Source organism: Candidatus Williamhamiltonella defendens (assembly GCF_900699045.1).
Lineage (GTDB): Bacteria > Pseudomonadota > Gammaproteobacteria > Enterobacterales > Enterobacteriaceae > Hamiltonella > Hamiltonella defensa_A.
On the sequence record NZ_CAADHL010000002.1, the window covers coordinates 38,057 to 63,760 of the forward strand.

At 37.2% G+C, this 25,704-nt stretch carries 25 protein-coding genes, 2 tRNA genes and 8 pseudogenes; 16 read left to right on the plus strand and 19 right to left on the minus strand.

From position 1 onward, the window contains the following. Window positions 1–2: 2 nt before the first annotated feature. From rimP to secG, 4 genes are all read right to left on the minus strand, one after another. Entirely contained in the window at window positions 3–467 is a 465-nt protein-coding gene (gene rimP, locus CICURV3402_RS03255; RefSeq protein WP_158379843.1) for a ribosome maturation factor RimP, read from the minus strand. A gap of 259 nt (window positions 468–726) precedes the next feature. Then, a tRNA-Met gene (locus CICURV3402_RS03260) sits at window positions 727–803 on the minus strand. Between the two features lie 68 nt (window positions 804–871). Further along, a tRNA-Leu gene (locus tag CICURV3402_RS03265) sits at window positions 872–958 on the minus strand. A gap of 72 nt (window positions 959–1,030) precedes the next feature. Beyond that, window positions 1,031–1,360, minus strand: a complete 330-nt coding sequence (gene secG, locus CICURV3402_RS03270) for a preprotein translocase subunit SecG (protein ID WP_158379844.1) — start codon at window positions 1,358–1,360, stop codon at window positions 1,031–1,033. 337 nt (window positions 1,361–1,697) lie between these two features. Here secG and ychF point away from each other — a divergent pair, with 337 nt between their 5' ends. Beyond that, entirely contained in the window at window positions 1,698–2,789 is a 1,092-nt protein-coding gene (ychF, locus tag CICURV3402_RS03275; RefSeq protein WP_158379845.1) for a redox-regulated ATPase YchF, read from the plus strand. Here the strand turns inward: ychF and CICURV3402_RS07590 are convergent. The 7 genes and pseudogenes from CICURV3402_RS07590 to CICURV3402_RS07595 form a co-directional block, all read right to left on the minus strand. Next, a pseudogene (locus CICURV3402_RS07590) lies at window positions 2,775–3,320 on the minus strand (chorismate-binding protein); the annotation flags it as partial. The gene ychF and the pseudogene CICURV3402_RS07590 sit on opposite strands and share 15 nt — an antisense overlap. 825 nt (window positions 3,321–4,145) lie before the next feature. Next, a complete protein-coding gene (locus tag CICURV3402_RS06555) occupies window positions 4,146–4,337 on the minus strand; it encodes a hypothetical protein (protein WP_235667621.1) in 192 nt (63 codons plus the stop codon). A 183-nt stretch (window positions 4,338–4,520) separates the two neighbouring features. Beyond that, window positions 4,521–4,631, minus strand: a complete 111-nt coding sequence (locus tag CICURV3402_RS07340) for a prepilin peptidase (RefSeq protein WP_320410064.1) — start codon at window positions 4,629–4,631, stop codon at window positions 4,521–4,523. Window positions 4,632–5,778: 1,147 nt separating this feature from the next. Next, window positions 5,779–6,006 (minus strand): hypothetical protein, encoded by a 228-nt coding sequence (locus tag CICURV3402_RS03290; RefSeq protein WP_187306920.1) that lies wholly within the window; start codon window positions 6,004–6,006, stop codon window positions 5,779–5,781. Window positions 6,007–6,106: 100 nt separating this feature from the next. Beyond that, the gene (locus CICURV3402_RS03295) at window positions 6,107–6,298 is read right to left on the minus strand and encodes a hypothetical protein (protein WP_222837041.1); all 192 of its coding nucleotides are present in this window, start codon (window positions 6,296–6,298) and stop codon (window positions 6,107–6,109) included. Between the two features lie 815 nt (window positions 6,299–7,113). Further along, window positions 7,114–7,278, minus strand: coding sequence for a hypothetical protein (locus CICURV3402_RS06565; RefSeq protein WP_235667622.1), 165 nt, complete (start codon window positions 7,276–7,278; stop codon window positions 7,114–7,116). Window positions 7,279–7,701: 423 nt separating this feature from the next. Beyond that, window positions 7,702–7,992 carry an iron chelate uptake ABC transporter family permease subunit gene (locus CICURV3402_RS07595; RefSeq protein WP_407079071.1) on the minus strand — a complete coding sequence of 97 codons (291 nt, stop codon included), beginning with the start codon at window positions 7,990–7,992 and terminating at the stop codon, window positions 7,702–7,704. Window positions 7,993–8,274: 282 nt separating this feature from the next. Between CICURV3402_RS07595 and CICURV3402_RS07600 the strand changes: the two genes are divergently transcribed. Beyond that, window positions 8,275–8,418 (plus strand): hypothetical protein, encoded by a 144-nt coding sequence (locus tag CICURV3402_RS07600; protein ID WP_407079078.1) that lies wholly within the window; start codon window positions 8,275–8,277, stop codon window positions 8,416–8,418. Between the two features lie 51 nt (window positions 8,419–8,469). Here CICURV3402_RS07600 and CICURV3402_RS07605 read toward each other — a convergent pair. The 5 genes and pseudogenes from CICURV3402_RS07605 to CICURV3402_RS03325 all read right to left on the minus strand — a co-directional run. Continuing rightward, window positions 8,470–8,532 (minus strand): annotated as a pseudogene (locus CICURV3402_RS07605) (hypothetical protein); the annotation flags it as partial. 674 nt (window positions 8,533–9,206) lie between these two features. Next, window positions 9,207–9,482: a TroA family protein gene (locus tag CICURV3402_RS06570; RefSeq protein WP_235667623.1), complete on the minus strand. Its 276-nt coding sequence runs from the start codon at window positions 9,480–9,482 to the stop codon at window positions 9,207–9,209. Between the two features lie 94 nt (window positions 9,483–9,576). Beyond that, on the minus strand, window positions 9,577–9,663 hold the full coding sequence (locus CICURV3402_RS07345) for a hypothetical protein (RefSeq protein ID WP_158380008.1): 87 nt from the start codon (window positions 9,661–9,663) through the stop codon (window positions 9,577–9,579). 404 nt (window positions 9,664–10,067) lie between these two features. Continuing rightward, window positions 10,068–12,116 (minus strand): TonB-dependent hemoglobin/transferrin/lactoferrin family receptor, encoded by a 2,049-nt coding sequence (locus CICURV3402_RS03320; protein WP_158379846.1) that lies wholly within the window; start codon window positions 12,114–12,116, stop codon window positions 10,068–10,070. Between the two features lie 289 nt (window positions 12,117–12,405). Beyond that, entirely contained in the window at window positions 12,406–13,113 is a 708-nt protein-coding gene (locus CICURV3402_RS03325; RefSeq protein ID WP_158379847.1) for a methyltransferase domain-containing protein, read from the minus strand. 52 nt (window positions 13,114–13,165) lie between these two features. On the opposite strand from CICURV3402_RS03325, the gene gloB reads away from it, so the two are divergent. Next, a complete protein-coding gene (gene gloB / locus CICURV3402_RS03330) occupies window positions 13,166–13,915 on the plus strand; it encodes a hydroxyacylglutathione hydrolase (RefSeq protein ID WP_158379848.1) in 750 nt (249 codons plus the stop codon). Between the two features lie 171 nt (window positions 13,916–14,086). After that, on the plus strand, window positions 14,087–15,292 hold the full coding sequence (locus CICURV3402_RS03335; protein ID WP_235667624.1) for a transglycosylase SLT domain-containing protein: 1,206 nt from the start codon (window positions 14,087–14,089) through the stop codon (window positions 15,290–15,292). A gap of 38 nt (window positions 15,293–15,330) precedes the next feature. Here CICURV3402_RS03335 and CICURV3402_RS03340 read toward each other — a convergent pair whose 3' ends face one another. Next, entirely contained in the window at window positions 15,331–16,149 is an 819-nt protein-coding gene (locus CICURV3402_RS03340; RefSeq protein WP_158379849.1) for an endonuclease/exonuclease/phosphatase family protein, read from the minus strand. A 240-nt stretch (window positions 16,150–16,389) separates the two neighbouring features. On the opposite strand from CICURV3402_RS03340, the pseudogene CICURV3402_RS03345 reads away from it, so the two are divergent. The 8 genes and pseudogenes from CICURV3402_RS03345 to CICURV3402_RS03370 all read left to right on the plus strand — a co-directional run bounded on the left by CICURV3402_RS03345 (window position 16,390) and on the right by CICURV3402_RS03370 (window position 19,974). Then, window positions 16,390–17,201: pseudogene (locus CICURV3402_RS03345) on the plus strand (metal ABC transporter solute-binding protein, Zn/Mn family). Then, window positions 17,179–17,803, plus strand: a pseudogene (locus tag CICURV3402_RS03350) (ATP-binding cassette domain-containing protein); the annotation flags it as partial. The pseudogenes CICURV3402_RS03345 and CICURV3402_RS03350, both read left to right, overlap by 23 nt. Before the next feature lie 6 nt (window positions 17,804–17,809). Then, window positions 17,810–18,241 (plus strand): annotated as a pseudogene (locus tag CICURV3402_RS03355) (metal ABC transporter permease); the annotation flags it as partial. Between the two features lie 107 nt (window positions 18,242–18,348). Next, a pseudogene (locus tag CICURV3402_RS07145) lies at window positions 18,349–18,483 on the plus strand (metal ABC transporter permease). Between the two features lie 19 nt (window positions 18,484–18,502). Beyond that, window positions 18,503–18,577 (plus strand): hypothetical protein, encoded by a 75-nt coding sequence (locus CICURV3402_RS07150; protein ID WP_268904301.1) that lies wholly within the window; start codon window positions 18,503–18,505, stop codon window positions 18,575–18,577. Between the two features lie 58 nt (window positions 18,578–18,635). Further along, a pseudogene (locus CICURV3402_RS07155) lies at window positions 18,636–19,012 on the plus strand (metal ABC transporter permease). Then, complete coding sequence (locus tag CICURV3402_RS03365) at window positions 19,009–19,560, plus strand: metal-dependent hydrolase (RefSeq protein ID WP_158379850.1); 552 nt, start codon at window positions 19,009–19,011, stop codon at window positions 19,558–19,560. The pseudogene CICURV3402_RS07155 and the gene CICURV3402_RS03365 overlap by 4 nt, the downstream one beginning before the upstream one ends. Window positions 19,561–19,653: 93 nt before the next feature. Next, a complete protein-coding gene (locus tag CICURV3402_RS03370; RefSeq protein ID WP_235667654.1) occupies window positions 19,654–19,974 on the plus strand; it encodes a cation:dicarboxylate symporter family transporter in 321 nt (106 codons plus the stop codon). On the opposite strand, the gene ispE is transcribed toward CICURV3402_RS03370, so the two are convergent. Beyond that, entirely contained in the window at window positions 19,884–20,771 is an 888-nt protein-coding gene (ispE, locus tag CICURV3402_RS03375) for a 4-(cytidine 5'-diphospho)-2-C-methyl-D-erythritol kinase (protein ID WP_158379852.1), read from the minus strand. The genes CICURV3402_RS03370 and ispE overlap by 91 nt on opposite strands. Further along, a complete protein-coding gene (lolB, locus tag CICURV3402_RS03380) occupies window positions 20,768–21,418 on the minus strand; it encodes a lipoprotein insertase outer membrane protein LolB (RefSeq protein ID WP_158379853.1) in 651 nt (216 codons plus the stop codon). Before lolB ends, ispE begins: the two co-directional genes overlap by 4 nt. 165 nt (window positions 21,419–21,583) lie before the next feature. Here lolB and hemA point away from each other — a divergent pair. From hemA to CICURV3402_RS03400, 4 genes and pseudogenes are all read left to right on the plus strand, one after another. Then, window positions 21,584–22,852, plus strand: a pseudogene (gene hemA / locus CICURV3402_RS07350) (glutamyl-tRNA reductase); the annotation flags it as partial. Between the two features lie 102 nt (window positions 22,853–22,954). Further along, complete coding sequence (gene prfA, locus CICURV3402_RS03390) at window positions 22,955–24,037, plus strand: peptide chain release factor 1 (protein ID WP_158380009.1); 1,083 nt, start codon at window positions 22,955–22,957, stop codon at window positions 24,035–24,037. Window position 24,038: 1 nt separating this feature from the next. Next, window positions 24,039–24,896 carry a peptide chain release factor N(5)-glutamine methyltransferase gene (gene prmC, locus CICURV3402_RS03395; protein WP_158379854.1) on the plus strand — a complete coding sequence of 286 codons (858 nt, stop codon included), beginning with the start codon at window positions 24,039–24,041 and terminating at the stop codon, window positions 24,894–24,896. Window positions 24,897–25,000: 104 nt separating this feature from the next. After that, window positions 25,001–25,693 carry a DUF1190 family protein gene (locus CICURV3402_RS03400; protein WP_158379855.1) on the plus strand — a complete coding sequence of 231 codons (693 nt, stop codon included), beginning with the start codon at window positions 25,001–25,003 and terminating at the stop codon, window positions 25,691–25,693. Window positions 25,694–25,704: the final 11 nt, after the last annotated feature.

Genomic DNA, 25,704 nt, shown 5'->3' on the forward strand with positions numbered 1-25,704 from the left:
CCTTATCCACGCACTGAGAAGTGGGGTATCAAATTTGCTTTCTGAATATTGCTTAGTGCGAACACTTCATCTTTTTGATTAACAGCAACAATGATTAATTCGCCATCAATGGATTTAATAACGCCTTGCCATTTACGCTGATTTTGAATAGCCATTCGTAACATCAGATTCACTTTTTCACCGATAAATTGAGCGTAATGCTTAGCAGTAAAAAGCGGGCGATTTAAACCTGGAGAAGAAATTTCCAAGTTATATGGAATAGTTATGGGGTCTTCAACATCCAATACCAAACTGACTTCTTTGCTTACATCAGCACAGGAATCAACAGTGACCCCTTTTTCATGATCTATATAAATACGCAATACCGATTGTCGATTTTGAATAAACTCAATCCCGACTAATTCATAGCCTAATCCTTCAACCGGGGCTATAATAATTTTTTTTAATTTTTCTACTAATATAGACAAGCAAACGATCCTCAGTAGATTTCTGTTTCAAAGAAGGGCCTAGTTGCACGATTCCTATACAGGCAAAACAGGGGCCGCTCAATAGAAAACCAGCCGGTTAGGTCAAAATCTGTGCCTGATATCGCTGCCCGGAAGCCGAGGTGTTTATGAAACCCCGAAAAACAGCTAAAAATTTCGATAAACTTGCTTTTAAATAACAAAAAACCCCGAAACTCGGGGTTTTATAACTAGATTTTTTATCCCTTAACGGGTAATAAATTGGTTGCGGGAGCTGGATTTGAACCAACGACCTTCGGGTTATGAGCCCGACGAGCTACCAGACTGCTCCATCCCGCGTTTAAGAGCCTCAATATAATACGTGTCTAACAACTAAAAAGCAAGTTATTTGAAATGCTTATTTTAGATGGTACCGAGGACGGGACTCGAACCCGCAAGCTCAATTGAGCACTACCACCTCAAGGTAGCGTGTCTACCAATTCCACCACCACGGCAGATTCTTTATAACAACTTCAAATTGAAAAGTTAGAAAAGGCATCCATGCATTGTCATATTTTTCTAATACATCATTGTGGTATATCTGTCTGAGGCTGATTAATAGGATTTTCTGTGTTTTTCGCCTGCCTGGATTTTTCGGGCTGATTCAAATTTTCCCATTCACTTTTTTTATTGGTCGCAATATTGCCTAAAATAAGGCTGATTATAAAAAATAAGGTAGCCAATACTGAGGTTATACGGGTCATAAAATTTCCGGAACCGTTGGAACCAAATAAACTAGTTGATGCGCCTGCACCAAAAGATGCGCCAACATCAGCCCATTTACCCTGTTGTAACATGATGCAGCCGACTAAAAGTATTGAAATTAAAATAAAAAATATCAAAAGTGTAAAGTACATATTTTTATGTCTTATCCTTGTGCTTGTTTTTTAGATTGCCTAAAAATATCTTTTATAGGTCTACGTAACCAAGGCCGAAGATGTGATTTAACGAGCGATGCATACTAACGAAAGTGTTAAACACAAGCAATACCCATTTATTTAATCTTGCAAAGTGAGATCCGTTTTTATTCTTTTAAATTTAACAATCATATCTCAATATAGAGCCTATGATTCGTATTATTGTACCCTGTTGCTCCAACCTGTTCTCTTACCAAGAATAATATCAACATATATAATCAATGTATTTTAAAATAAAAAATTATTTTTCTTTATTCATCTAAAAGGTATTTGAAAAATGGGCTTTAAATGTGCGATTGTGGGTTTGCCTAATGTAGGCAAATCCACTCTTTTTAATGCATTAACACAAGCGGGTATTGAAGCTGCTAACTTTCCTTTTTGTACCATAGAACCCAATACCGGGGTTGTGCCTGTCCCAGATCTTCGACTTAAGCAGATCGAAGCGATCGTTCAGCCTAAAAGAGTTGTGCATACTCATATGGAGTTTGTCGATATCTCTGGGCTAGTGAAAGGCGCCTCTAAGGGAGATGGTTTAGGAAACCAGTTTTTAAGTCACATTCGTGAAACTGAGGCTATTGCACAGGTAGTTCGATGCTTTTATGACGATAAAATTATTCATGTTGCAGGAAGAGTGGATCCTAGCGAAGACATCGATATTATTAATACAGAACTGGCTTTGTCTGATTTAGAAACCTGTGAACATGCACTGGATCGGATTCAAAAGAAAGCAAAAGGGGGATATCAATCCGCTAATATAGAATTGATAACGTTAGAAAAATGTTTAATTTTTTTGAAACAAGGAAAGATGCTACGCACTCTCGATTTAACAAAAGAAGAAAAAAATACGATGGCTTATCTTAATTTTTTAACATTAAAACCAACTATGTATATTGCTAACGTCGATGAAAACGGGATTAAAAATAATCTTCATTTAGATAAGGTTTATCAGATTGCAGAAAAAGAAAAAGCCATTGTGGTGTCTGTCTGTGCTGCAATAGAAGCCGATCTGATTGAACTGGAAGAAAAAGAACGTGTAGCATTTATGGTTGACATGGGGCTTACAGAGCCCGGTTTAAATCAAGTGATTCGAGCAGGATATCAATTGTTGAATTTACAGACTTATTTTACTGTCGGTGTTAAAGAAGTGCGCGCCTGGACAATTCCTATCGGGGCAACTGCACCCCAGGCCGCGGGTAAAATCCATACCGATTTCGAAAAGGGATTTATCCGGGCTCAAACCATTGCTTTTAGTGATTTTATCGCTTTTAAGGGCGAACGGGGGGCAAAAGAATTCGGCAAAATACGTTCAGAAGGAAAAGATTATATCGTGCAAGACGGGGATATCATGAATTTTTTATTTAATGTTTAGATGAAATTTAAACCTCTTACTTGAAGAGGATATTTTAGTATCCTCTTTTTGTTTATGCAACCCAGTTTTTAACTGGGACAGTATTCGTGCAATTTTATCTAATCTTTCTTGATATTCTGCTTGCTCTTCACTATCAGCAACAATGGCTCCGCCCGTTCAACAATGAATTTTTACTCGTTCTGTTAAAAAAGTACAGTTTGTGATATTGGTGTTGATGGTGCTACAGAGACTACTATACCCCATATTACTGCAATACAGATTACGATGATGAGGTTCAAGTGCTTCGATAATTTCCATGGCTCGCATTTTAGGAATTCCACTCACTGAATTTCCAGGAAAACACGCCCGTAATAAATCAGTACCAGTATATTTCTGACGCAGCCTAGTTGTCATGGTACTCACCAAATGATGTACCAACGGAAAGGTCTTAACTACAAAGCGCTTAGGCACTTTTACAGTACCTGGTTTCTCCACTCACCTGATATCATTACGTAGAAAATCAACAATCATTAAATTCTTAGCCAGATCTTTTTAGTAAATATATTTTTATTTGGCGAAATTTTTGACTATATGCTTCGCGAGACATGCTAACTGTGCTAGCCTGAATTGAGTTTAAAAAGTTGAACAAAGTGAGAGGCTTAATTTTTTATTCTTCCAAGTATTGTCAGCATAGCTTAATATGATTATGGTAAACTAAAATCCACTCTTCTTTGTGATGATTAGCAATTAAAGCCCATTCATATATACCTATCGATATATCAGGAAAATCGATATCCTTCTGATTTTTTCTAGTAATCGTTTAATTCTGTGCCCAAGATTATATCCAAAAGCCCCAGTACACCTCCAAGAAAAGGCACATCAGACTATGGTTTTGCTATCAAATTTAACTTATTTAACTCTTGGTTTAAAAGCATAAAAGAATCGAGCGCGTTTTTTCAATCACATCAGATGCCATATGAAAGTGAAGAACAATTTTTATATTTTTCTGCGGCCATGACATCAAAGCGATCATGAGCGTGTTGAGCAAATTTAGAATGCAACAAAACAGCCCAAGGCTGTTCTAAAAAAGAAGAAAATACTATAAAAGAGCATCTGGTTGATAATTTAATTTTTGAAAAATCATGTGATAGACATCAAATAGGTTGTTAAAAATAAAAAATCTCTGTTGAGATCTTAAGTCGATTTTAAAAACAGCCCCATAAAATCTGGAAATAGTAATACAAACCAACCACCCAGAGCCATCCAAATCTCAAATGGGATCTTATCTTTTGTAGGCCCAGACAATAAAGTAAATAGTATGCCAGAGAATGACGAGATTAAAGCGACATGAATCAGATTTTACACTTCAAGCAACGCTCATAAAGCACTAAATAATAAAAATCCCCCCGATCCTACCCCTTCTCGACCAAAAAGAAATTTAAACCCCCAATATAGGTTCAATAATGCGAAATACCCGATCATCCACCGCTGACAGCCTAGGATAAATTCAGGGGGCTGTAATCCAGTAAAGCCACCAAGAGGCGAAACCAAAGTAAAGCGTAATTTCAAGACTTTGGAAATCAAATATGATCGATGTTAATAAAACTAAGAATAATCAATAAGACGCTGCATCCCATTATCACCATACTCTAAAAGAAAGCCCCAAACCATCACCGGAAGGGTAAATGCAATACTAGTAAATAACTCTACTACTAAATAACGAAGACCAATCTTTTTTCGATAAAATCGATATTAGTTTTTTAAATATAACCAAGAGAGGAAAGGGATCTTATTGTAAAAACGCAACAGGGTTTGAGATTCAATACAGTGCGAAGGAGATAAAATGAAATCAAAACGTTCTATTTTTTAGAGGGGATCCCCAACATATTTTAGGCTTTAAAACACCAAGCGTTTTCGATTATTTTAAAGTATCTGTAAATAACGACATTTAAAAAACTGTTGATCACAAAACCAAAAATCAAAATGACTATAAAGATAAAAGGTATATTTTCCAACATTTGTAACTAAAGCATCATGGTTTTTCTATCTTATAAAGGCAGTGTTTATAAGATAAACTCATCCTTGCAAGCGGCTGATTTCAAACTCTATTGATACTCATGTGATACTAAATATTTTGCTGTAGCACATTTCAAATCTCGTTTGAAGCACATAAATGTTTTTGATATTCTTATAAAAATTGATGCGGTGACTTTGTAAATTCAGTCTCCTGTTCTTGCATAAATATAATCTTAATTTTATTAGCCTAATAGTGAGCCACCATCAGCACATAGTGCTCACTTTTCATAGGAAGATATGGTCTGATTTTATCAACCTGTTTTTTGGCAAGTGTGCTCGCAGGATCGATAGCAAAAGGTTTAACACATTTATTTAAAATAAAAATCAATAAAAATATTAATTGATAAAACATCAGCACTCCATTATCTTAAAAACCCATTCAGCCTGTTGAAAATCTATAAAATAGGGCGGTAAATTTTAGGGGCATGGAAACCTTATTTGACATCTCTGATGAATTCTAAACGCTGCACCTCTATTATATCCTTAGAATGTCAGTCTCAATCAGGTCAAGATAAGCGGCTTGTATACCGTGCTGACATTGTAGATCGAATCACTAATAAACTAATTTTTTTAAAAGACACTTAATGACCCAAACTTGTAATGATTTTTCTTACTCTTACATTTTAATGATTTCCATACCCGCCTGAGCTGCATTCTGATTCACTATATTCGAGAGACTTTCATAAGGTAAAATGCATGATTGTATCGATACCTGTTGCCCCGGTCATAAAACCTGTATATCAGATCTTTAAAAAAGCGCTGAAAGCTCAGCGCGCTTACTGAATTGATTCAATTTTCCATCGTCTTTAATGAGATCTGCATTGACGGAATAATGAATGCAGTGAACAGATTGATCTATTTTTCCCGTAAGTAAATAAATAGGATATCCGTGATTCCAATTCTCCTAATTGGTGTCTGAGCACACAGAATGGGCTTAAACCTTGGTGTGGTAAAAAGAGTTTAAAACGAAGTCCCCTCCCCGACTCATGTTAATTTGAGCGCGTAACATAGAGAAATCTCTGCTCATCGTCAGATAAGAAGCACGAAGCTTTTGTTGTATTTTGATGTGCAATCCATCTAATTCCGGTAGACGAAATACCTTGTTCCAGTCACGGCAACCCTTTTTAAGGAGAGCAAGAAGAATTTGTTTGGCGTGGCGCAATGAAAGATGGGAGCGTTAACAAAGCCGCTAAGACCTGTGCCTTATCGGATTTAAGAGTGTTAAGGTTGAGCTTTTCAGAGGCGGTAGGTAATACGTAGATTTATGTTTTGTAAAGACGATATTTTTGGGCTGTGATGCCTTTGAAAACACGTAATTCACTTCCATTCGTTAAAAAACGTTCTGACGTTGAAACAGTAGGCTTTGATAGCATAAAACCGTTGTTCACTTTGTGTTCAATAGACTTAATTTTAGGCTTAGGCTTGTGCATGAATTTCACTATATGATTCGCCATATTTAATGCTTTATAAGGTATGAATATAGAATATGTTAAGCAGCACTATCAATTGTATCCATGGCGATTTATTTTTTGCGTTGAGAAAAGGGATCTATAAGCGTATTTATATTAAAATAGGTCTGAAACTCACTGAGTTCTAAGCGGATTAAAGCCTCTTTAAGAGGATAAACTCCGAATGATTTTTTCCAGCCCGGTGCCAAAGTGACTTCATTTTTATGTTTATGCGCTAAGCTACGCGTCAATTTATTGATTGCAAGCGACTCAGAGTTTTAGTAGTTTATCTGTTGAGCGTTTCCGCAGGCCAAGTTAAGCGCTATAGATTATTTTGAAGTCGATAACCGACTTTAAATAGGTGGTGTCTTTTCAGTGCATGTTCGGATTTGGAAAACCTACAGATACTATAATTATGCCTCTATTATCTGAATATACAGCATCAATACCCGCATGAAAATTAGATTTAAAAATATGAAAGAACATATATGTAATATCTCTATGTAACCATTAAATGGTTTTTTGATATGCCTCTACATTTTGAGCGATCTCTATTGCCTGTATTATATGGAGCTCGTCCCTGCGTTGACCAGATGCAATCATGTAGCATCATGGGCGAAAATAAACGGCTTTTTGAAAGAGAAAATAGCAAAGAAAGCCCGTGTCGTATCTACTAAGATGCTGCTAATACCTGCAGCTCTACATATTTATTTGAAGACACTTTTTCCATAATGCTCATCCTTTCGACTAAAGGGATTTAACTGCTCGATAAAATACTTAATGTTTGTGCAAAACGTACGGTATTCGAGATTTTAATGATGTTACCCATCAACCAACGGGCGTCGTAAAATCATCCGATGCCAAACGATCTGCATGCCCTTTCGTCGTTGAGCTAATGCGCATGAAATCTGTACTCGTTTCTGCTCTCCACCGGATAATTTTCGGTAGTCTCGCTGAGAAAGCGAGTCACATCCTGTTTGTTCCATGGCTATTTATACAATATTATCAAGTTGATGAGTAGCATTTGGCGCGCTCTCCCCATCGCTACGACTTCTTTAACGCTAAATGGAAACAATAGATGACTAGATTGGCACATTATCGCACGAGTTTTGGCTAATAAATGCTGAGGCTATTGAGACAGAGGCCGACCTAATAAATCGCAACGTCCGAATGTCGGCGATAAATAACCACTGAGCAATTTCATTCAGGTAGATTTTCCTGCGCTATTCTGCCAGATAATGCCTACTATGTCGCCGGGCTAGATTTATATAGAGAGCGTTTGTATTAAAAAACGATTACCAAGATGGTAATGTAAATTTTGCGAGTTGAATAAAATAGGCGGGCGCGAAGAAAGCGTATTTTAATAAAATCCTTTAAAACTCACTATGAACAGCGAGCTTGTTTGAGTATCAGCAGAAAAAGTAAGAGGCCCCGATCAGGCTTGTGATCAAACAGACTAGCATTTCTGCAGGGGCGAAGATGGTTCGAGCCATAGTGTCTACGGTGATCAACAAACAGGCACCGCCTAAGGCTGCCCCTGGCAATAACAAGTGATGATCTCTGTTTACATAAATCCGTTCTACATGAGGTACAACCAAACTGGTAAAACCTATAACGCCTGTTATTGACACTGCAACTCCCACCAACAAAGCACTTAATAATAGCTTCCGTTTCGTTCGGGCCACATCAACACCAAGCAATGCGCCTCTTCATCCCCCCAATTGCAATAAATTTAGTTTATTGGCTTGAAATAATGTGATGGCGATATCAGTGAGAATCAAAGTCGTTGCAATGAATAATGTGCGTCACTCTATTTGGTTGAGAGCACCTATCATCTATAAAGAGAAATGTCTCAGTTGTTGATCTCTGCTCAAATAACTTCGGAGTCGGATGCCGGAACTACATAGTGTCTTGCTGGCAATGCTAGCTCATAATAAACGGCTGAAGTTTCATTTCTTACCCGATCGACTTTAAAAAGGATCATGACAAAAATCAGTAAGCTGTCTATTAAATCCGCAATTAAATGGGCGCCAATTCCTAAAAACGGCAAAGTGAATGGCATCATCGTGGCTAAAGCCATTAAAAATGCGGTGCCGCTGCAGATGCCTAATAAGCAGGTCCGCTAATGGGTTTCGAAACAGCCATTGCATAATGGTGCCGGAGACAGCCAGTACCCTGCCGATCAATATTGCCAAAAGCACTGTCAGTAAACGAATATTGAGCCAAATTTGCCAACCCATGTCTTCTTCTAATGGGGCATGCCATACATTATAAAAAGAGAGTGTGAGCGGTCAAAAATAGCTGATTTTATGCTGATCAGTATTAATAATGTCAGGAAGGCGCCAAGTTTATAACAAGTGGTGTCAGTTTTTTAAATTTTAAATAGAATCTTACTGTCCGATATAACTGACGTATCACGTTGGGTGTTTATAATCAAAAACCCATCAAATCCATAGAATAGAAAACAAGGATCCGCCGGTTCTTACCTGCTGGTATTTTATCCATTTCTGGCAGTTGCTAAACCTGATATAATCTTCCTAAAGAATGAACAGTTTCTGTGGTAACTAGAAGGAGATCTGACCTACTGGCAATAATATAATACCTTCTGCAGATAATTGGCGGTAATGCTTGAACCTTTGCATGGTATTTTGGTTACCCATTACTCCAATAACCGCATTGGCTGAAGTACCCTGCCCAGCAGAGGGAGAGTGCCTCCATAATTCATAATGAACAGGATTTTGATGGGCATAGGGGTATTTTTAATAGACTCTATTTTTTTGATATGTTTGAGAAAGTAATTCACCTTTTCTATTTGATGAACCGCTTGATCGATGGTCTGATTTTTTTGTGAAGCTCTTTAATGTGAGCTCCGTTGGTACTTTTACGACCTGAACACCGTTATTTGATATCTATTTCAAAACCAATGTAGGTTAAGCTTGTTGGTGACTAATATCAGCGTGGGTTTTATCGCTAAAATTCTTTCTATGTTAAGCTGTCGCATATAGTCAATGATAGGCAGGGTGCGAATTTCTTTTGGTTGAAGACTTCTGCTGTCGAGATCCACTACGTGTGCACTCATGCTCAATGCGTAAACTCTTTCAGAGATATATTTAACAATGGTGACAATCCGCTCTGCCGATATAGCAAGAATAGTGTATAGCAATACACCTGCTAAAAACCAATATTTCATTTTTTAGGACTCTGCGTTCATAACTGAATAAAGAAAAGGTTTGACGACGCCATTGTTTTTGTTCGTGCTGCCCTTCAACACGCTGAGCAAATAATTATACAAATTGCACAATTTGATCGCCATTCGCATCAAATACTTCCAGGCTGGTGACAAACCAGTCTTTGGTATTTTTTCGGGTAATTCAACTTTCGGTAATCGCATTGATATTAAGATGCAACCTAAAAGTAGAATTAGAAGCAGTGATCTAGGGAAATGCCCATTTGGGATGACTCTTCTATTTTCGTAACGCAGGTTCACTGCAGGTATGTCGTTTTGATTCTGTGTTATGAAAAACGTTGTACCACACTTTCGAATTCAGACAATAAAGTGTAAGTATTTATACACCCTGCTCAAGACGAGCCTGCATTGATTCTGCCGTGCTGATATTAAGTTGTTCGTCAATCGCGGTATTTGTGTGTGAATGATTCTACTAGCTCTGTAACGCTTTTATATTGAAAGACGATAGCATGGTTATATTTTTATCCTGTTAGATGAGTGAAAGATCCCAGAGATTTTTTATTTCTATGGGAAATTTTATACAAAAAATTACCACTGATAGCTAATCAATAATTTCGCTGTGCGACCTAATTGTGGAACGCCTTGTGCGGAGTAGTATTCTTTGTCAAAAGAATTCGCTAATACCAGATTAGTCGTCACGCCTTGAAACTGATTTGTGCCTTTGTAGCTAAGATAAAAATCATGAACCGCATAGCCTGGTTGTGCTTTTATTTCCTGTGAATTGGTTGTGCCAGGGGATTTCATAAAATCTGTGCTTTCTGCTAACGTCATTACCCAGCCAGCTGAAAAATCCGTTTTTGGTATGGGAATATCCAGAGAGCTTGTGAGTGTGTCAGGGTTGATAGAAGAAATATAAAGCCCTGTTTTTTCATTTTTACCGTGGGTACGGTTATAGGCTAAATTCCACCCAAACCAAGGCGTTTTGTAGTTTAATACGGCATCCAAACCGAAAATATTGGTATCTGGAACGTTGATAGACTGCGTAGTTCCCTTGATAAAATTCACTTCTGTTGTGATGTAATCTGTTGCTTGAGTACTAAAATAGCTGGCTTTAAATTCCACACTGTCTTCTGTTAGAACCAGATCATCAAATTTCACCCCAAAACCATATTCTTGAGTTGCATTTTGTTCTGGTTTTAAGTTGGGATTCGGCTTGAAACGGTTACCCAGAAAATGTTGGGCATCATTGTACATCTCACCCATAGTCGGTGCCCGGAAAGCCTGTCCATAAGAAGCAAACAACATAAGCCAATCGGTAGGAGTGAGGGTGACAGCCCCTCGTGATGACCAATTATTTGCAGAGATATCTGCATTTTTGAGATTTGTAGATTTATAGCGATCAAAGCGGGTGCCTATTAAGAGTGACACCGGTAAATCAAGGAAAGTGCTTTCATCCTGAACCCAACCAGATAAAAAATTAGTTTTTGCATCAGGGAAAATCTTATCGGGACCCTCTGGTTTTTGTTTTTGTTGATAAAGTTCAGTACCGTAGGTCAATAAATGTACGGCAGAGCTGCGTATCAATAAACGACTCCGGTTTTCTAATTTTGCTCCCAGCGTTTTTTGTGTGCGCCCTTGATGTGCTTGTTTTTTCACTTTGCCATTAATGCTCACATCTGAATAATACAGGGTGGTTTTGGCATCCAACCAATCTGATTTTTTTGTATTAAGGGCATAACTAAATTGTACATCTTTTTGAACTGTTTTGCGGTCCGTCATGGGATTTTTTACTGAGGGGTTGAGTTCTTTCGGATTCAAAATTTCCTTAGCATTATTGCGATAATATCGCATATTAGCACTGAGAAATTGTGAATCGTCTATTTTCCATGTGCCTTTTGCCATAAGGTTACGAATACCTTCGTCATTGGGCGCATTGATCCTATCACTTTCTTTAATATTGCCGACATCACGACTACTAAAAGTAATTAAACCATCCAGATCATTGGTTTTACCAAAGACCGTCGCACCTATACTAAGACTGTGATCGCCTGTGGCACCCATGCTGAATACGCGATATCCTGAGTTTCGGCTAGGTTGCAATAGATCAATCATATCCGCAGTTTGATAAGAAATCACCCCCCCTAATGCGCCACTGCCGTACAATAATGCGGAAGGCCCTCGCACAATTTCTACTTGTTTGATTAAACTGGGATTAAGGAAATGACCACTCATGTGCCCTGTATCTAAATTTTGGCGCACACCATCTATCAGTGTAAGAATCCCTTTTCGTCCATATCCCCTCATATTAACATCTTGACCGTTTTTGCGACCAACCCCTTCAATCGTGATGCCTGGTGTGGAAAGCAATATATCGGCTGCGGACGAAGCGGTGTCACTTTTTGCATTATCTCTGTCAATCACAGTGATCATCATGGGCGTAGAAAAAGTATCGCGTGGGTTACCCGTGGCTGTCACGGTGATGGTTTCTGTTTTAAGAGACTGTTTATTAACAGAGGGCTTCTTTCCTGCTGTTTCGATTTTATTTGACATCCCGCTTTCTGCATAAGCTAAAGAAGGCCAAGAGATGGCAAGGGTTAAAGAGGAAAGCCGTAATAATTTTTGAAGTGTAAAAGACATAAGTCAGTTCTCTGTATAAATTTAAGAATAACAAGGTATATATAGACAGATGGCATTGTTTTTTTGGTCCAATCGATATATCAAAAAACGCTTCTAAATATGCTGGCGGCCTTGATCTTAGTAAGAAATCTGGAAGGCTTCTTTTTTATTTAAGAATGATTCTCATCATTATATATAATCATTTATCACTTCAAGTAAAAATTTTGATTTTGTTTAAGAGAAAGTCATGAAACGAGGGGAAATCGAGATCATAATTATGAAAATCAAAAGAATTATTAAAAATAAGGGTTTAGATTTTATAAATTTCTGTATTGATTGGGCTAAAACAACGTTTAGGCGTTCTCAATTTGAGTGCATCTAAAATTAATGGCGTGGTTCGCTTACGAGCAATGATAAGACTAAGACAACTAATGGCAGGTGAATGAATCTTCATAGAATATTCTCCCTGATCATGCCACGGAAGAACATGAAACCCGATTTGATGGACGATTTCATAATTAAGTAAACCTAGCCAATTTAATACACGCATTCTAGAAAACATTGGATAGACATAAGGTTGTCTCCGCTTGATCACAGGCAGTAATTTTCCGATCCCTAACAAACTGAATGAATTAAAATAACTGATCACCAACCAACCGTCATCAACTAATATGCGGTCGACTTCTCGTAAAAGACGATAAGGATCTTCCACTGTGGATAAAACATGTAAAAGCAGGCAAACATCCGACGATTTTTCAGAAAAAGGCAATTGGTTAAGGTCAACAATGACTTGCATTTGATCACCCCGCTCCCCAACATTAATCTGATGGGGGATCTTAGATTCACGAGTATCAATTTCTGTGCTAAGCGCTCCGATTTTGAGCAAATAAAATCCAAAAAATTTTGGCCACCAAGGTTGCATATATTGTTGAATTTCAAAACGATAATTTGGGCCTAATGGAAACTCATTCCAAGAGTTGGGAGCAGGTATTTTTAGGTATGAACTGAGAAATTTCATTGTGCTATGGTCTATTTTTTTAACGTCAACAATACGTTTTGAGAGAGAGTTTATGAGACTGATTCATATTCCAGCGCTAGGAAGTAACTATATTTGGCTTTTAGCGGATTCTAATCAGCATTGTGTGATAGTCGATCCCGGCGAGGCTTCTCCTGTTGAATCTGTATTAACAGATCAAGGCCTTTTACCTCGAGCCATTTTATTGACCCATCATCATCAAGATCATATGGGGGGCGTACCTCAATTATTGCGGCGTTTCCCAGATATTCCTGTCTATGGTCCAAAAGAAACAAACAAAAAAGGCGCGACCATATTATTAAAAGAGGGAGATCAGTTTTTTATTTGTTCTCAAATATTTTCTGTCATTGAAGTCCCAGGACACACTTTAGGCCATATTGCATACTATTCTGCTCCTTATCTTTTTTGCGGGGATACCTTATTTTCAGCCGGTTGCGGACGTTTATTTGAAGGTACGGCAGATCAAATGTATTACTCAATCCAAAAATTAATACAATTACCAGATGAAACCTTAATTTGTGCAGGACATGAATATACACTTTCTAATCTTAAATTTGCCCGCTCGATTTTACCTGATGATCCACAGATTATTCTCTATCAGAAACAGGCAGAAAAATTAAGAGCAAAAAATCAACCTACCTTACCCGCTCTCCTTAAGCGTGAGTCTCAAGTTAATCTTTTTTTGCGCTGTAAAGAAAGCTTTTTACAAAAAAAAATGGGCACTAAGAAACATGATCCTCTGTCTGTTTTTTCTACTTTACGTGCAATGAAAGACCGTTTTTAAATCAGCTTGATTTAATCACCGTAGAGTTATTGTCAATTTTAGGTAAATAAAGCGAAAACATAGCGATTTACAGCAGATCCGATTGTGTTGCTTTCGCAAATACAGTAGATTTGCTCATTTTTTAATCAAGAAATTAATTTTAACTAAAAATATTCAGATTAAAGAGATTCTATGAAAATAAAAACTATATTTCTGTCTGCTGTTTTTTTAGCCAGCTGTCAGTCTATTAAATACCAGAAACAATCTGAAAACCCTATTAAAAATTCTATATCTGTTTCCACTAAAAAAACAATGGTGACCCGAAATGTCAATGCAGGGTTGACAGTAAAAAAATCAGAAGCTGACTTTAAATCTAATACTCAGAACATTAAAAATTTAGAGCAGAAAAATCTATGGTATTTTGTTAAAGTTCATTTAAACGAACTGATGGAGGATAATGAGCGCATTCGTGAGCAAAAAGAAAAGCTCTTAAAAACTAAACAAAATTTTTACAATCTGGCATTAAATGCTGAGCCTTACATGTATCTTATTACTGAAGAGATTCAAAAACGCAACATGCCAATGAAATTGGTTTTACTCCCCATAGTAGAAAGTAATTTTAATCCAGCCGCTATTTCATCTGCTAAGGCTGCCGGATTGTGGCAAATGTTGTCTAGTACTGCTAAATATTATGGTGTAAAACAAAATGAATGGTATGATGGCCGTCACGATATACTTGCTTCCACCTATGCTGCCTTAGATTTAATGCAAAATTTAAATCGTAAGTTCAACGGAGACTGGTTGCTGACCATCGCCGCTTATAACTGCGGGGAATATTGTGTATTGAGACAAATAAAAGCCAATAAAGCACAGGGGAAACCGACTCATTTTTGGGCTTTATCTCTCCCGAGAGAAACCTCTTTGTATATCCCTAAAATGCTCGCTTTGAGTGACATTATTAAAAACAGTGAAAAATATGGGGTAAAATTACCAATATCTGATGAAAATAGAGGTTTAATTGTAGTCAATCTCGATCATCCTATGAAATTAACTCAAGCGGCTGAAATGTCTGGATTACCTTTATCTAAATTTAAATTATATAATTTTGGGTATAAATATAGCAGTACCCCATTGAGTGGGCCTCATTATTTTATGGTGCCTCAATCTCATGCCCAACAATTTAAAATTGCTTTAAAAATAAAGAAAAAATTACCGGAGGATGCGACGCTTTTAGCAAATCATAAAAATGATGATATGCCCTCTGTATTTTATAAAGTTGCAGTAGGGGATACATTATCTGGTATTGCTCAGAGAATGAAAATTAAGATTCATGATGTAAAAAATTGGAATCAATTAGAAAATTTAAATTTTTTAAAAATCGCGCAATTTTACAGCTGAAAAATGAGTTAAATTATCTTAATGGGTAAGCACTGATATTAATCAATAGTATTTGATAAAATATCGAATTGAACTACCAAAGGATTATGATCTGAGGCTTGTGTGGCTAATACAGAGGAATGGATCAGATTAAGGCCTCTAAAAAAAATAAAGTCTAGTGGTCTCCCAAAAATTAAGCTTCGATTATCAACAGGAAATAAAACCTCTTCCAAGTTCATGTTTTGAGTAAATATTTTTAGAGCTTTTACTCTCTTTTTACTCCAAGTATTAAAATCTCCCGCTAAAATCACGGGCCCTTTATGGGCCGCTATTTTTTTCCCAATAGGTTCAAGTTGTTGATTATAATTTTCAATACCTAGACTGAAATTAATTGCATGAATATTGATTACCATCAATAAATTTTCTTTATAAGTTGGGTAGACTGTGATTAATGCAGATTTTGAAAAGCCTAATAGAGGCTCTCTTGTGCGTAGTGGATAACAATAAATAGGAAAAGCTGAGGATAATGTCATAACACCATAGGAATGCTTAGGCAATGAAAAAGCCGGGACTTGATCGGCTGTTAAGTAATAAGAGGCAACAAAATCGAGCATTTTTGGATTTGTTTTTACTTCCTGTAGCAACATTAGCGCTGTATTCTCTCCGTTTTTTTTAAGCACAGAAAGCCAACCTTTTCGTTGTTGTTTTAAAATATTCCACACCATGACCCGGAACGTTTTTGTGATTGTCAGAGGTAATTTCGGTATTCTGGAATATTGAGGTTGCGAGTGAAAATCTGAAAAAATATGTTTCACGGGTTGACCGTGAGCATACCTTATCGCATATGTTTTTTTTTTAGCACTATAATTTTCCTTTATTAATACTCATGGAATTTTTTATTAAATTTATAGTAAACAATAGCATTGTTTAAAAATTAATGTATTTCTAAAATATTTCCTTCATTTAAATGACATTTTTTAAAATTAACAAAAAATAACATATATGTTTAATAAATATTACAATACGGTTTTAAAGCAGCAAACTATTGATTACGTTTCGAATCATTTTTATCGCCTTCGTTTTTTTATATCACATTATTATGGATTTCGTTGTTTTCAATCAGTACTTTTAGCCATGCCGAAATATCGGCTTCTAAAAATTATAGGGTATTTAAAGTCATCACTACTTTTACCATTATTCAGGATATTGCCCAAAATATTGTAGGCAATGCGGCTATAATAGAGTCCATTACTAAACCAGGCGCAAAAATACATGGTTATCAGCCTACTCCAAGCGATACTTTGAAAGCATAATCCTCTGATTTAATTCTATGGAATGAGATGCATCTAGAACGTTGGTTCGAACGTTTTTTTGAAAATGTCAAACAGGTTCCCGAGGTGATTGTGACCAAAAATATACAACTCTTACCTATCTGCGAGGGGCTTTACCATGGCATTCCTAATCCTCACACCTGGATGTCTGCTTCTAATGCTTTAATTTATATTGATAATATTTTCAATGCTTTCAAAAAACATGATCCCGAACATGCCGCAGTGTATCAGCGAAATGCTGAGAATTATGCTCTTTAAATTCATCCCATAGATGCGCGATTGCGGGCACGTTTAGCTCGTATTCCAAAAAATCAACGCAGGTTAGTCACCAGCGAAGGGACTTTCAGTTATTTGGCACAAGATTACGCTTTCAAGGAAGTTTATTTTTGGCAGATCAATACAGAGGAGGAAGGATCTGCTTAGCAAATTCGTTAAGTAATTGATATTGTTTGTCAATATCGCATCCCCTTGTATTTATTAAAAGTACCATATCTGACAAATCTGCAAAACAGCTCAGTGAAGAAATAGGCGCACGATATAGAGGAGTTCTTTATATGGATTCCCTCTCCAATAAAAATGAGCCTGTACCGAGAAAATGACACCTTTATCCGCTATAAGTTTGTGGTAGAAAACGTTTCTGTCACTTATAAAAATAGTTATACCGTCATTTATGATATGAGTGTTACTTTATCAGGCGGGATGATATGTTAACTATCAGGCGTCAATGGTAGCCCTAAATAGACTTTGTTTAACAGCATTATATCGCTTCTTAAACCATCTTTAGGTCATGTGAGATTAAATCATCAACCTCTCTCGATGCTTTGCGTAAAAACAGCATTGCTTACGTACTGCAAATAGAAGATATTGATTGGTATTTACCTGTCCTGGTGAAAGATGCGGCCATGATGGGGCGCTATGGAAAAATAAAGATTTTGCGAATCCCCAGTTGAAAAGATAACAATATTGTCAATCAGGCCATAGAGCGTATGGGCGCATCTGAATTCGCAAACCGACAAATTGAGGAGCTATCTGGAGGTCAAAAAAACGGGTATTTTTAGCCCGGTCACTGGCACAAGAAGTGCCCGTGTTGCTACTTGACTGGTCTTTCAGTGGTGCTGACATTACAAAAGAAAACGCCATTATTGATTTATTACGTATTTTACAGGATAACAATCACTTAATTTTGGTATCAACGGATAATAATGACGGTCGTAGCATGTTCATTCTCTGTATCTTTTGGAAAGATTTATGGGTGGTCTTTTTTGATGAAAATCATGCGGTTTCTATTGGCTTATCACCGTTTCGATTAAAAATGATCTTTTTTACACTCCTGAGTGCTTGAACGGTTGTAACATTGCAAACGGTGGGTGCCATTTTAGTGATCTCTATGGTGATCCACACCTAGCCAACCGCTTATCTTCTAACAGATCGTTTTGGCTATTTATTGATCATGGCGATTATGATTGGTCCCGTGACTAGTAATCTTGGTGCTTATTGAAGTTTTTACCTTAATGGTTACACGGACGGGATAATCGTCACTCTATAAACGTTGTTTTTATTGGCTTTGTATTTTTCTCCTAAATATAGTGTATTGGCTCGTCGTTATCATATCTATAAAAATTGCCTAAGTCTTCCTTAATGAAAATCTTGATGAATACTGTTTTGAATCTGATCACGGAACCTTTTACCTATCCTTTTATGCAGAGAGCATTAATAATTTCCGTAGTGACAGGCATGGTATGTTCTATGTTTTCATGCTACTTGGTATTCAAAGGTTGGTCATGAATGGGGGATACCATTTCTCATGCGGTATTACCCAGTATTGTGCTTGCCTTTTTATTAGGAATACCTATTATTACTAATAGGCGCATTTGCTTCTAGTATTTTTTACGCTTTTGCCATTGGATATATCAAAGAAAACAGTAGAGTCAAAAAAGATACTGTAATGGTCATCTTTTATTTGGTCATATATTAGGCGTTACAATATCTAAATTTCATCAAACCATCTGGATCTCTAGGGTGACTTTTTTGTAATGCTATTCAAACGTAAAGATTTTATATTGTACTATTTTGATAATAATCATGCCAAAATCATCGGATTACACGTTACATTATTAAATTATGGGTTACTTTTTTACTTTCATTGACGATTGTGGCGTCTTTTCAAGCGGTTAGAGTGATATTGGTGATAGCGATGTTGATAGCACCTAGCATGACTGCTTTAATGCTATATCAACAATTTCATCAAATGTTGATCATCACGATTTTAGTTGCAGTGCTTTCCTGTATTTCCGGCATTTTATTGAGCGTTCACATCGATGATGCTACAGAGCTTTTTATTGTGATAGTACAGGCAGTCATTTTTATGAGTGCATCAATTTATAAGCAAATTAATGGCATCAAAAAATGACCGGGGAAGGACATTTAATTTTTTCTATCGCTTGTGCCATTTTTGCTAAAAAAGCCGCATTGACACCTCAATTAGCGAATGGAGATTGGTGGCATATTATCCCAGCCTCACTGTTAACATCCTTATTACCTGATATTGATCATCCTTATTCCCTCTTAGGACAAAGATTAAGATGGATTTCACGCCCAATTTTCCGTGTATTCGGCCATAGAGGTTTCACTCACAGTCTTTTTGCGATTATTGCCGGAATCATTTTATTTCAGATCAATTTTGCAAGTCATGGTGTTTTCGCAACAGATGTGCTACAGGGGATGGTGGTAGGATATTTAAGTCATTTACTGGCCGACATGTTAACGCCATCAGGCATTCCCCTTTTTTGGCCATATCGACAACGTTTTCGAATTCCTTTGATTAATACAAAAAGAAGTCAATTATCAGAACGAATATTTTGTGTATTATTAGTTCTTATCGCACTGTATTGGCAAACTGATATAGCTACTTTTATACAGCTTTATGTTAAAAAACTTTCAATTTTTGGCGACTTCTAATGTATTTACTCATTATGATGAGTTTGTTGGCATTGGTTATGAATTGAGTCACCTTTGAGTATGCTACTCACCCCTTATGTTGTCTGGAGCATGATGACAAAAATAGTTGCCACTACTGATGTTCATCACATATTGAAATCAGGTCATTTTGTGATTGCCTCTTATGTAGGTTTGGGGATGATATTTTTAGTACATGCCTTGTTGCTCTTTCTTTCAGGTGTTGCTCCGAGAAAATTTTTTCGGCACGCTTGGCCTGTTTTTACTTTTGCGTTTACCATCCATTATAGCACGGCGAGTATTTCTCTTAATATTGAAGTTGCAACTCATCGGTTGAGGGTGTCTGAGTCTATTGCTAATTTTTTCAGCTTCCTTTTTAAAGGAGAAATTTGGGTGCTATATGTCACAAAACCATAGATCCCCTTGGGAACCTTCTCGAGTATGTCACGTGCCTCGGATTCTGTATTAAATTCACTAAAAATACAGGCGCCCGTTCCAGTTAGGCGTGCCGGCGCATATTTTGAAATCCAAGAAAGCAGTTCATCAACTTTAGGAAAATGTTTTCTTACAATAGATTCGCAATCATTATGATAAGGTGCGTCCAAAAGTGTTGATAGTGAGCGTCTGGGCGTGTTCCTTTTTAACTGAGGATCAGAAAAAACCATTTTGGTTGAAATCTTCACATCAGAATATAAAACTAAATACCATTTTAGGGGCCATTTAACAGGTTGCAGACGATCTCCTACACCCTCTGCAAAAGCTGAGTTTCCATAAATAAAAACAGGGACATCTGTTCCTAATTTTAAACCTAGCACTGCCAGTTCATTTTCGCTAAAATTGAATCTCCATAAGTGATTCAGGGCCAATAACACCGTTGCCGCATTAGAGGATCCACCCCCTAATCCCCCTCCTATTGGTACGTATTTTTTAATGCTGATCTCAGCCCCTCTTGGTAAAGAGCCTGTTTGTGATTTTTTTCTTGGCTGCTGTTGTAACAAACGTGCCGCTCGAACTACTAAATTTTGATCATGACTCACATTCGGGATGGGCGTCATTAAAAGGATTTGTTCGTCTTGGCGAGGCACAATCGTGATTTCATCCCCATAATTGAGAAAAATAAACAGGGTCTGCAATTGATGATAACCATCAGGCTGCTTCCCTGTGATATAAAGAAATACGTTAAGTTTTGCTGGAGAAGCCAAAACCAGTTTCATTTTAATATCCAATGATTTATTTTGAGTGTCATTCTCTGATCTTGATGATTTGGAGAAATTAAATATAGTTCAAGCCGTTCAGGCAATATTGGCGTTATTTTTGTATTGTAAGCTTGATAGTAGACCTTCCAGGTTTGTTCTTTTGTGTGATGAATCAGCATTTTTAGGCAAGATTGGTGATTCAAAATGATCTCATCAGCATCGCTCGATGCGCCTATAATCCAACGAGACAAATCTTCCAAAGGAATCGGTATTCCCGTGAATTTGAATAAAATCTCTTCTGCATCACCCTTTATCTCGCCTTGATCTTTATATTTAGCCATATCAACACGTCCATTGGTCACTTTCAGTTCAAATGCAGTTTGGCCAAGATGGCTCATTAACAATAAATGATAATTTTTAGGTGAATATTGTTGCCAAAAAAATCGCGCAGAGGCCTTTTTTTTATTAGAAAAATAAGCCACTGATCCCTGAATTTGAAATTGTTGAATTTGTTTTAATTGATGCTGATATTCTTGCCATTGATCAGAAACGATATGATTTTTTAATACAGAAGAGAATTCGGGGGCTTTAAAAGCGCTACAGGCAGCTAGTAATAAAACACTCAATGGTAATAACCGATAAAAACAAATTTTAAAGATTAGCATATTGACATTCTCTTTTTTAAAAAAATAGGATCATGAATGGAGGGCTGTTTTTTATAGATGAGAAGGATCTCTTCTATCACGTTGAATCCCACTCAAACAGTAGACCTTACTTTATCTCTATAAAAGTTTTTTAACTTTTCAGATCATCATCCAAAATTTCTTGTCATGACTTTATTCGCGCTAGGTGTTAATAATAAAACAACAGCTGTTGCTTTACGTGAAAAATGAGTTTTTTACCTGATTGTTTTGAACAGGAGTTCCATCATTTAATCTAAACAACCCTGGTAAAAGCAGCGGGTTTTTATTCACATGCAATCGCATTGAGTTTTATATTAGCGCATAAAATCAGTTAGGTTGAGAAAAAAACTGATTCAATGGTTATGTGAATATCACTATCTGAAACCTGAAGAGCTGATTAAAAGCTTCTACAACCTGAAGAGCTGATTAAAAGCTTCTACTAGTATTATGATGTTTAGGCGGTTGAGCATCTGATGTGTGTTGTGATCAGTCTAGACTGTCTGATATTAGGAGATCTACAAATTTTGGATCAAATTAAAAAGCATTTACTCGATCTCAACCGCACCAAATCCTGTCTTATGACCTAAAGCGGTTATTTCAAAAATCTTTTTCAGTCGCAAAACAAGTGTAAACTGAAACTGATATTGGTGTAAACGCTGTCTCTTTTGCGTTTTCTGCCTGCAGTCTAGCGAGGCGGATTTTTAAATCTCTTTCTAAAGTTACCGTATTATTAATTAGAGCAGAAGAAACCATTGAGTTGATGGCGCGTCATCTATTTAAACATAAGGTAAACGTCTTATTATTGCAAAATTATACTTTTGAAAAGGCACTTTGCTTCGGAAATGACTTCGGCACCGATGTCATCATATTCCAGGAGATATAGCATCCCGTTTATATGAAGCCAATATCACCATAAGCTCAATAGCTAGCCAGTTGCCATCATTGATAAAAACATGATTAAGGAAGCGCTTAAAAAACAACGACATTAGCCCATGATTTTTATAGATATTACGGTATTAAGAGACATGAGCCCGAAGTCGGTCATGTGCCAAATGTTTACCTCTATAATATCGATGACTTATAAAGTATTATTGAACGTCATCTTGCACATCGAAAAAAAGCCTTTTTCAAATCGGAGTCGATTATGAAATAAGAAAGTCTTAATTTTATCTCTTGGGTCAGATTACAAAGTGCGTCTGAAATGATTCGTAAATATAGTTCTAAAGCAGATCAAATACAGATTGCTCGCGCAGAAAAAGCATCATCGGCGATGCAAAAAGGAGATAATCTAGAAAAACATTGTACGCATTGATACATAAGCTGAGGGATTAGCTGATTCATGCGCCAACCTCTTCTTTGAAAGAACTAGTTATTAATGGTGAGATTGAGCGCTTTAATTTTTTGCATGAGAGCTTAGAATACTCCAGACTACTTCATTTTAAAAAACAGGTTGCTAAAAAAGATACCCTAATTAAAAAACGATTTCTTATCTCTTTTGTTATAGGACTGGCATTACAAATGAAGCCATCTTTTATTAAAAAATTAGAAGCATTACAAGAGCGTCACCAAGAGTTGCAAGCGCACCTTGCAAATCCTTTGACCATTCAAGATCAAGAACGCTTTCGTATGATGTCTCGAGAATATTCTCAGCTCAGCAACATTGCTGAGCTTTTTATAGAATGGCTTAAGATACAAAATGAGATGATAGCTACGAAAAGCTTGTTGCAAGATCCTGAAATGCATGAAATGGCCACTGAAGAATTAGAAAAAGCTAAAATTCAAAGTGAGCAATTAACACAACAGTTACAAATTTTGTTATTACCCAAAGATATCGATGATGCAAGAAGTTGTTTTCTAGAAATTCGGGCAGGTACAGGGGGTGATGAAGCAGCGATTTTTGCCGGAGATTTATTCCGAATGTATGCCAGATATGCCGAATCGCATTTGTGGAAAATAGAAATCATCAGTGCTCATGAAGGTGAGCATGGCGGCTATAAAGAAATGATTACCAAAATTTCTGGGGAAGGGGTGTATGGGCAATTAAAATTTGAATCCGGCGGCCATAGAGTACAAAGAGTACCTACAACTGAATCACAGGGGCGTATTCACACTTCGGCTTGTACTGTTGCGGTTATGCCAGAAATTCCTGAAGAAGAGTTGCCCAAAATCACTTTTTCTGATTTGCGTATTGACACATTTCGTTCATCCGGTGCTGGTGGTCAGCATGTCAATACTACAGATTCGGCGATTCGCATCACACATTTACCAACAGGCATTGTGGTTGAATGTCAAGATGAGCGTTCTCAGCATAAAAACAAGGCAAAAGCGATGTCTGTATTAGGCGCGCGTATGCACGCCGCGCAGGTGCAAAAAAGACAACAGGTTCAAGCTTCTGAGCGGCGAAATTTGCTGGGCTCTGGTGATCGCTCTGATCGTCATCGTACTTATAATTTTCCTCAAGGTCGCGTCACAGATCATCGTATCAATCTCACCTTATATCGTTTAGATGAAGTGATGTCGGGTAAGCTAGATATATTAATTCATCCTCTTTTACGTGAGCATCAAGCCGATCTTCTTTCCGCATTATCTGAACAGGAATGAAATGAATTATCAGCAATGGTTTATTGATACCATTCAGAGATTAGCTCAAAGTGACAGCCCAAAAAGGGATGCCGAAATTCTTTTAGGATATGTGACAGGTAAACCTCGTAGCGTATTGCTTGGTTTTAGTGAGACAAAATTAACGGTGGAAGAACAGGCATCGCTTGAAATCATAGTGCACCGTCGAGCGCAAGGTGAACCTATTGCTTATTTGATAGGTGAACGTGAGTTTTGGTCTTTGCCTATCCATGTATCACCGGTGACCTTAATTCCACGCTATGATACCGAATGTTTAGTAGAGCAAGCGTTGAAATATATCCCCCCGGGGAGTTTACGTGTTTTAGATTTAGGTACAGGAACAGGGTGTATCGCCTTGGCTTTAAGGCGTGAGCGTTCAGATTGCACGATTATTGGTACAGATATAAAAGAAGAAGCCGTTAAACTGGCTGCTCATAATGCAAAAAAACTGGGGTTGCAACATCTTTCTTTTTTTCAGGGAAACTGGTTTTCGGCTATAAATGGATATTTTTCTGTCATTGTCAGTAATCCGCCTTATATAGATGCCGAAGATCCTCATCTTAATAAAGGCGATCTGCGCTACGAACCGCTCAGCGCATTGGTATCGGCAGATGAAGGTATGGCAGATTTAAAACACATTATCAGAGAAGCTCCACATTATCTGACATCCTATGGTTGGTTGTTACTTGAGCATGGATGGCAGCAGTCAGATAAAATACAAACATTATTCCATCAAACCGGGTTTTCTTCTGTTTCCACTTGTAGAGATATTGGAGGGCATCCCAGAGTGACATCTGGTCAATGGGTTCCTACAGCATTGAAGGCTAAAAATAGAAAATAAACACACTGTTAACAACGCGTTTATTTTTTGATTTTAGATTTTTTAAAGAATGCTAATAAAGCTGGTGATAAAATCTTTGAAATAAAAATGTGAGGTAAATGACTATGAAACAGATCTATCATATCCATAAAGAAAAATTACGTAAATCTTGGCGCGGTTATCGGCTTGCTCCTATTGCATTATCTATTAGCACGGTATTTTTTTTAACAGCGTGTGAAAAATCAGATCAAACCGTCTCGCTTTATCAAAATGCAGACGATTGCTCCAAAGCCCATCCTTCTATGAATCAGCAGTGTGTACAGGCATATCAAGTCGCATTAAAAGAGGCGATAAAAACATCACCTAAATATGCCAGTCGTGAAGACTGTGTCGCTGAGTTTGGTCAATCACAATGTACTAAAGTAACATCTGAACAGGCGGACATACTGGCCACTTCATCCACAACAGATAAAAATAGCACTGTACAACCGCAGGAAAGTTGTGGCATGTGGATGCCATTAATGGCCGGTTACATGATGGGGAAAATTATGGGCGGAGGATTCAATCAGCAACCTTTATTTACTTCTCAATCTTCCACTAGCCCTATGAAGGATAAGTTTGTGGATGCTACAGGAAAAAATTATGGAGCAGCAACTTATGGTCGTACCATGAATCTGCCTAAAAGTGCCCTTGCTCCAAAACCTTCTGTCACAAAAACCCTCACTCGAGGGGGGTTTGGCCAAACCGTTACTCAATATGCCTCAATAAAACAGGGCGGTATTTCTTCAAAATCCTTCTCTCGTAGGTCCGGGAGATAATACGTGCTAGT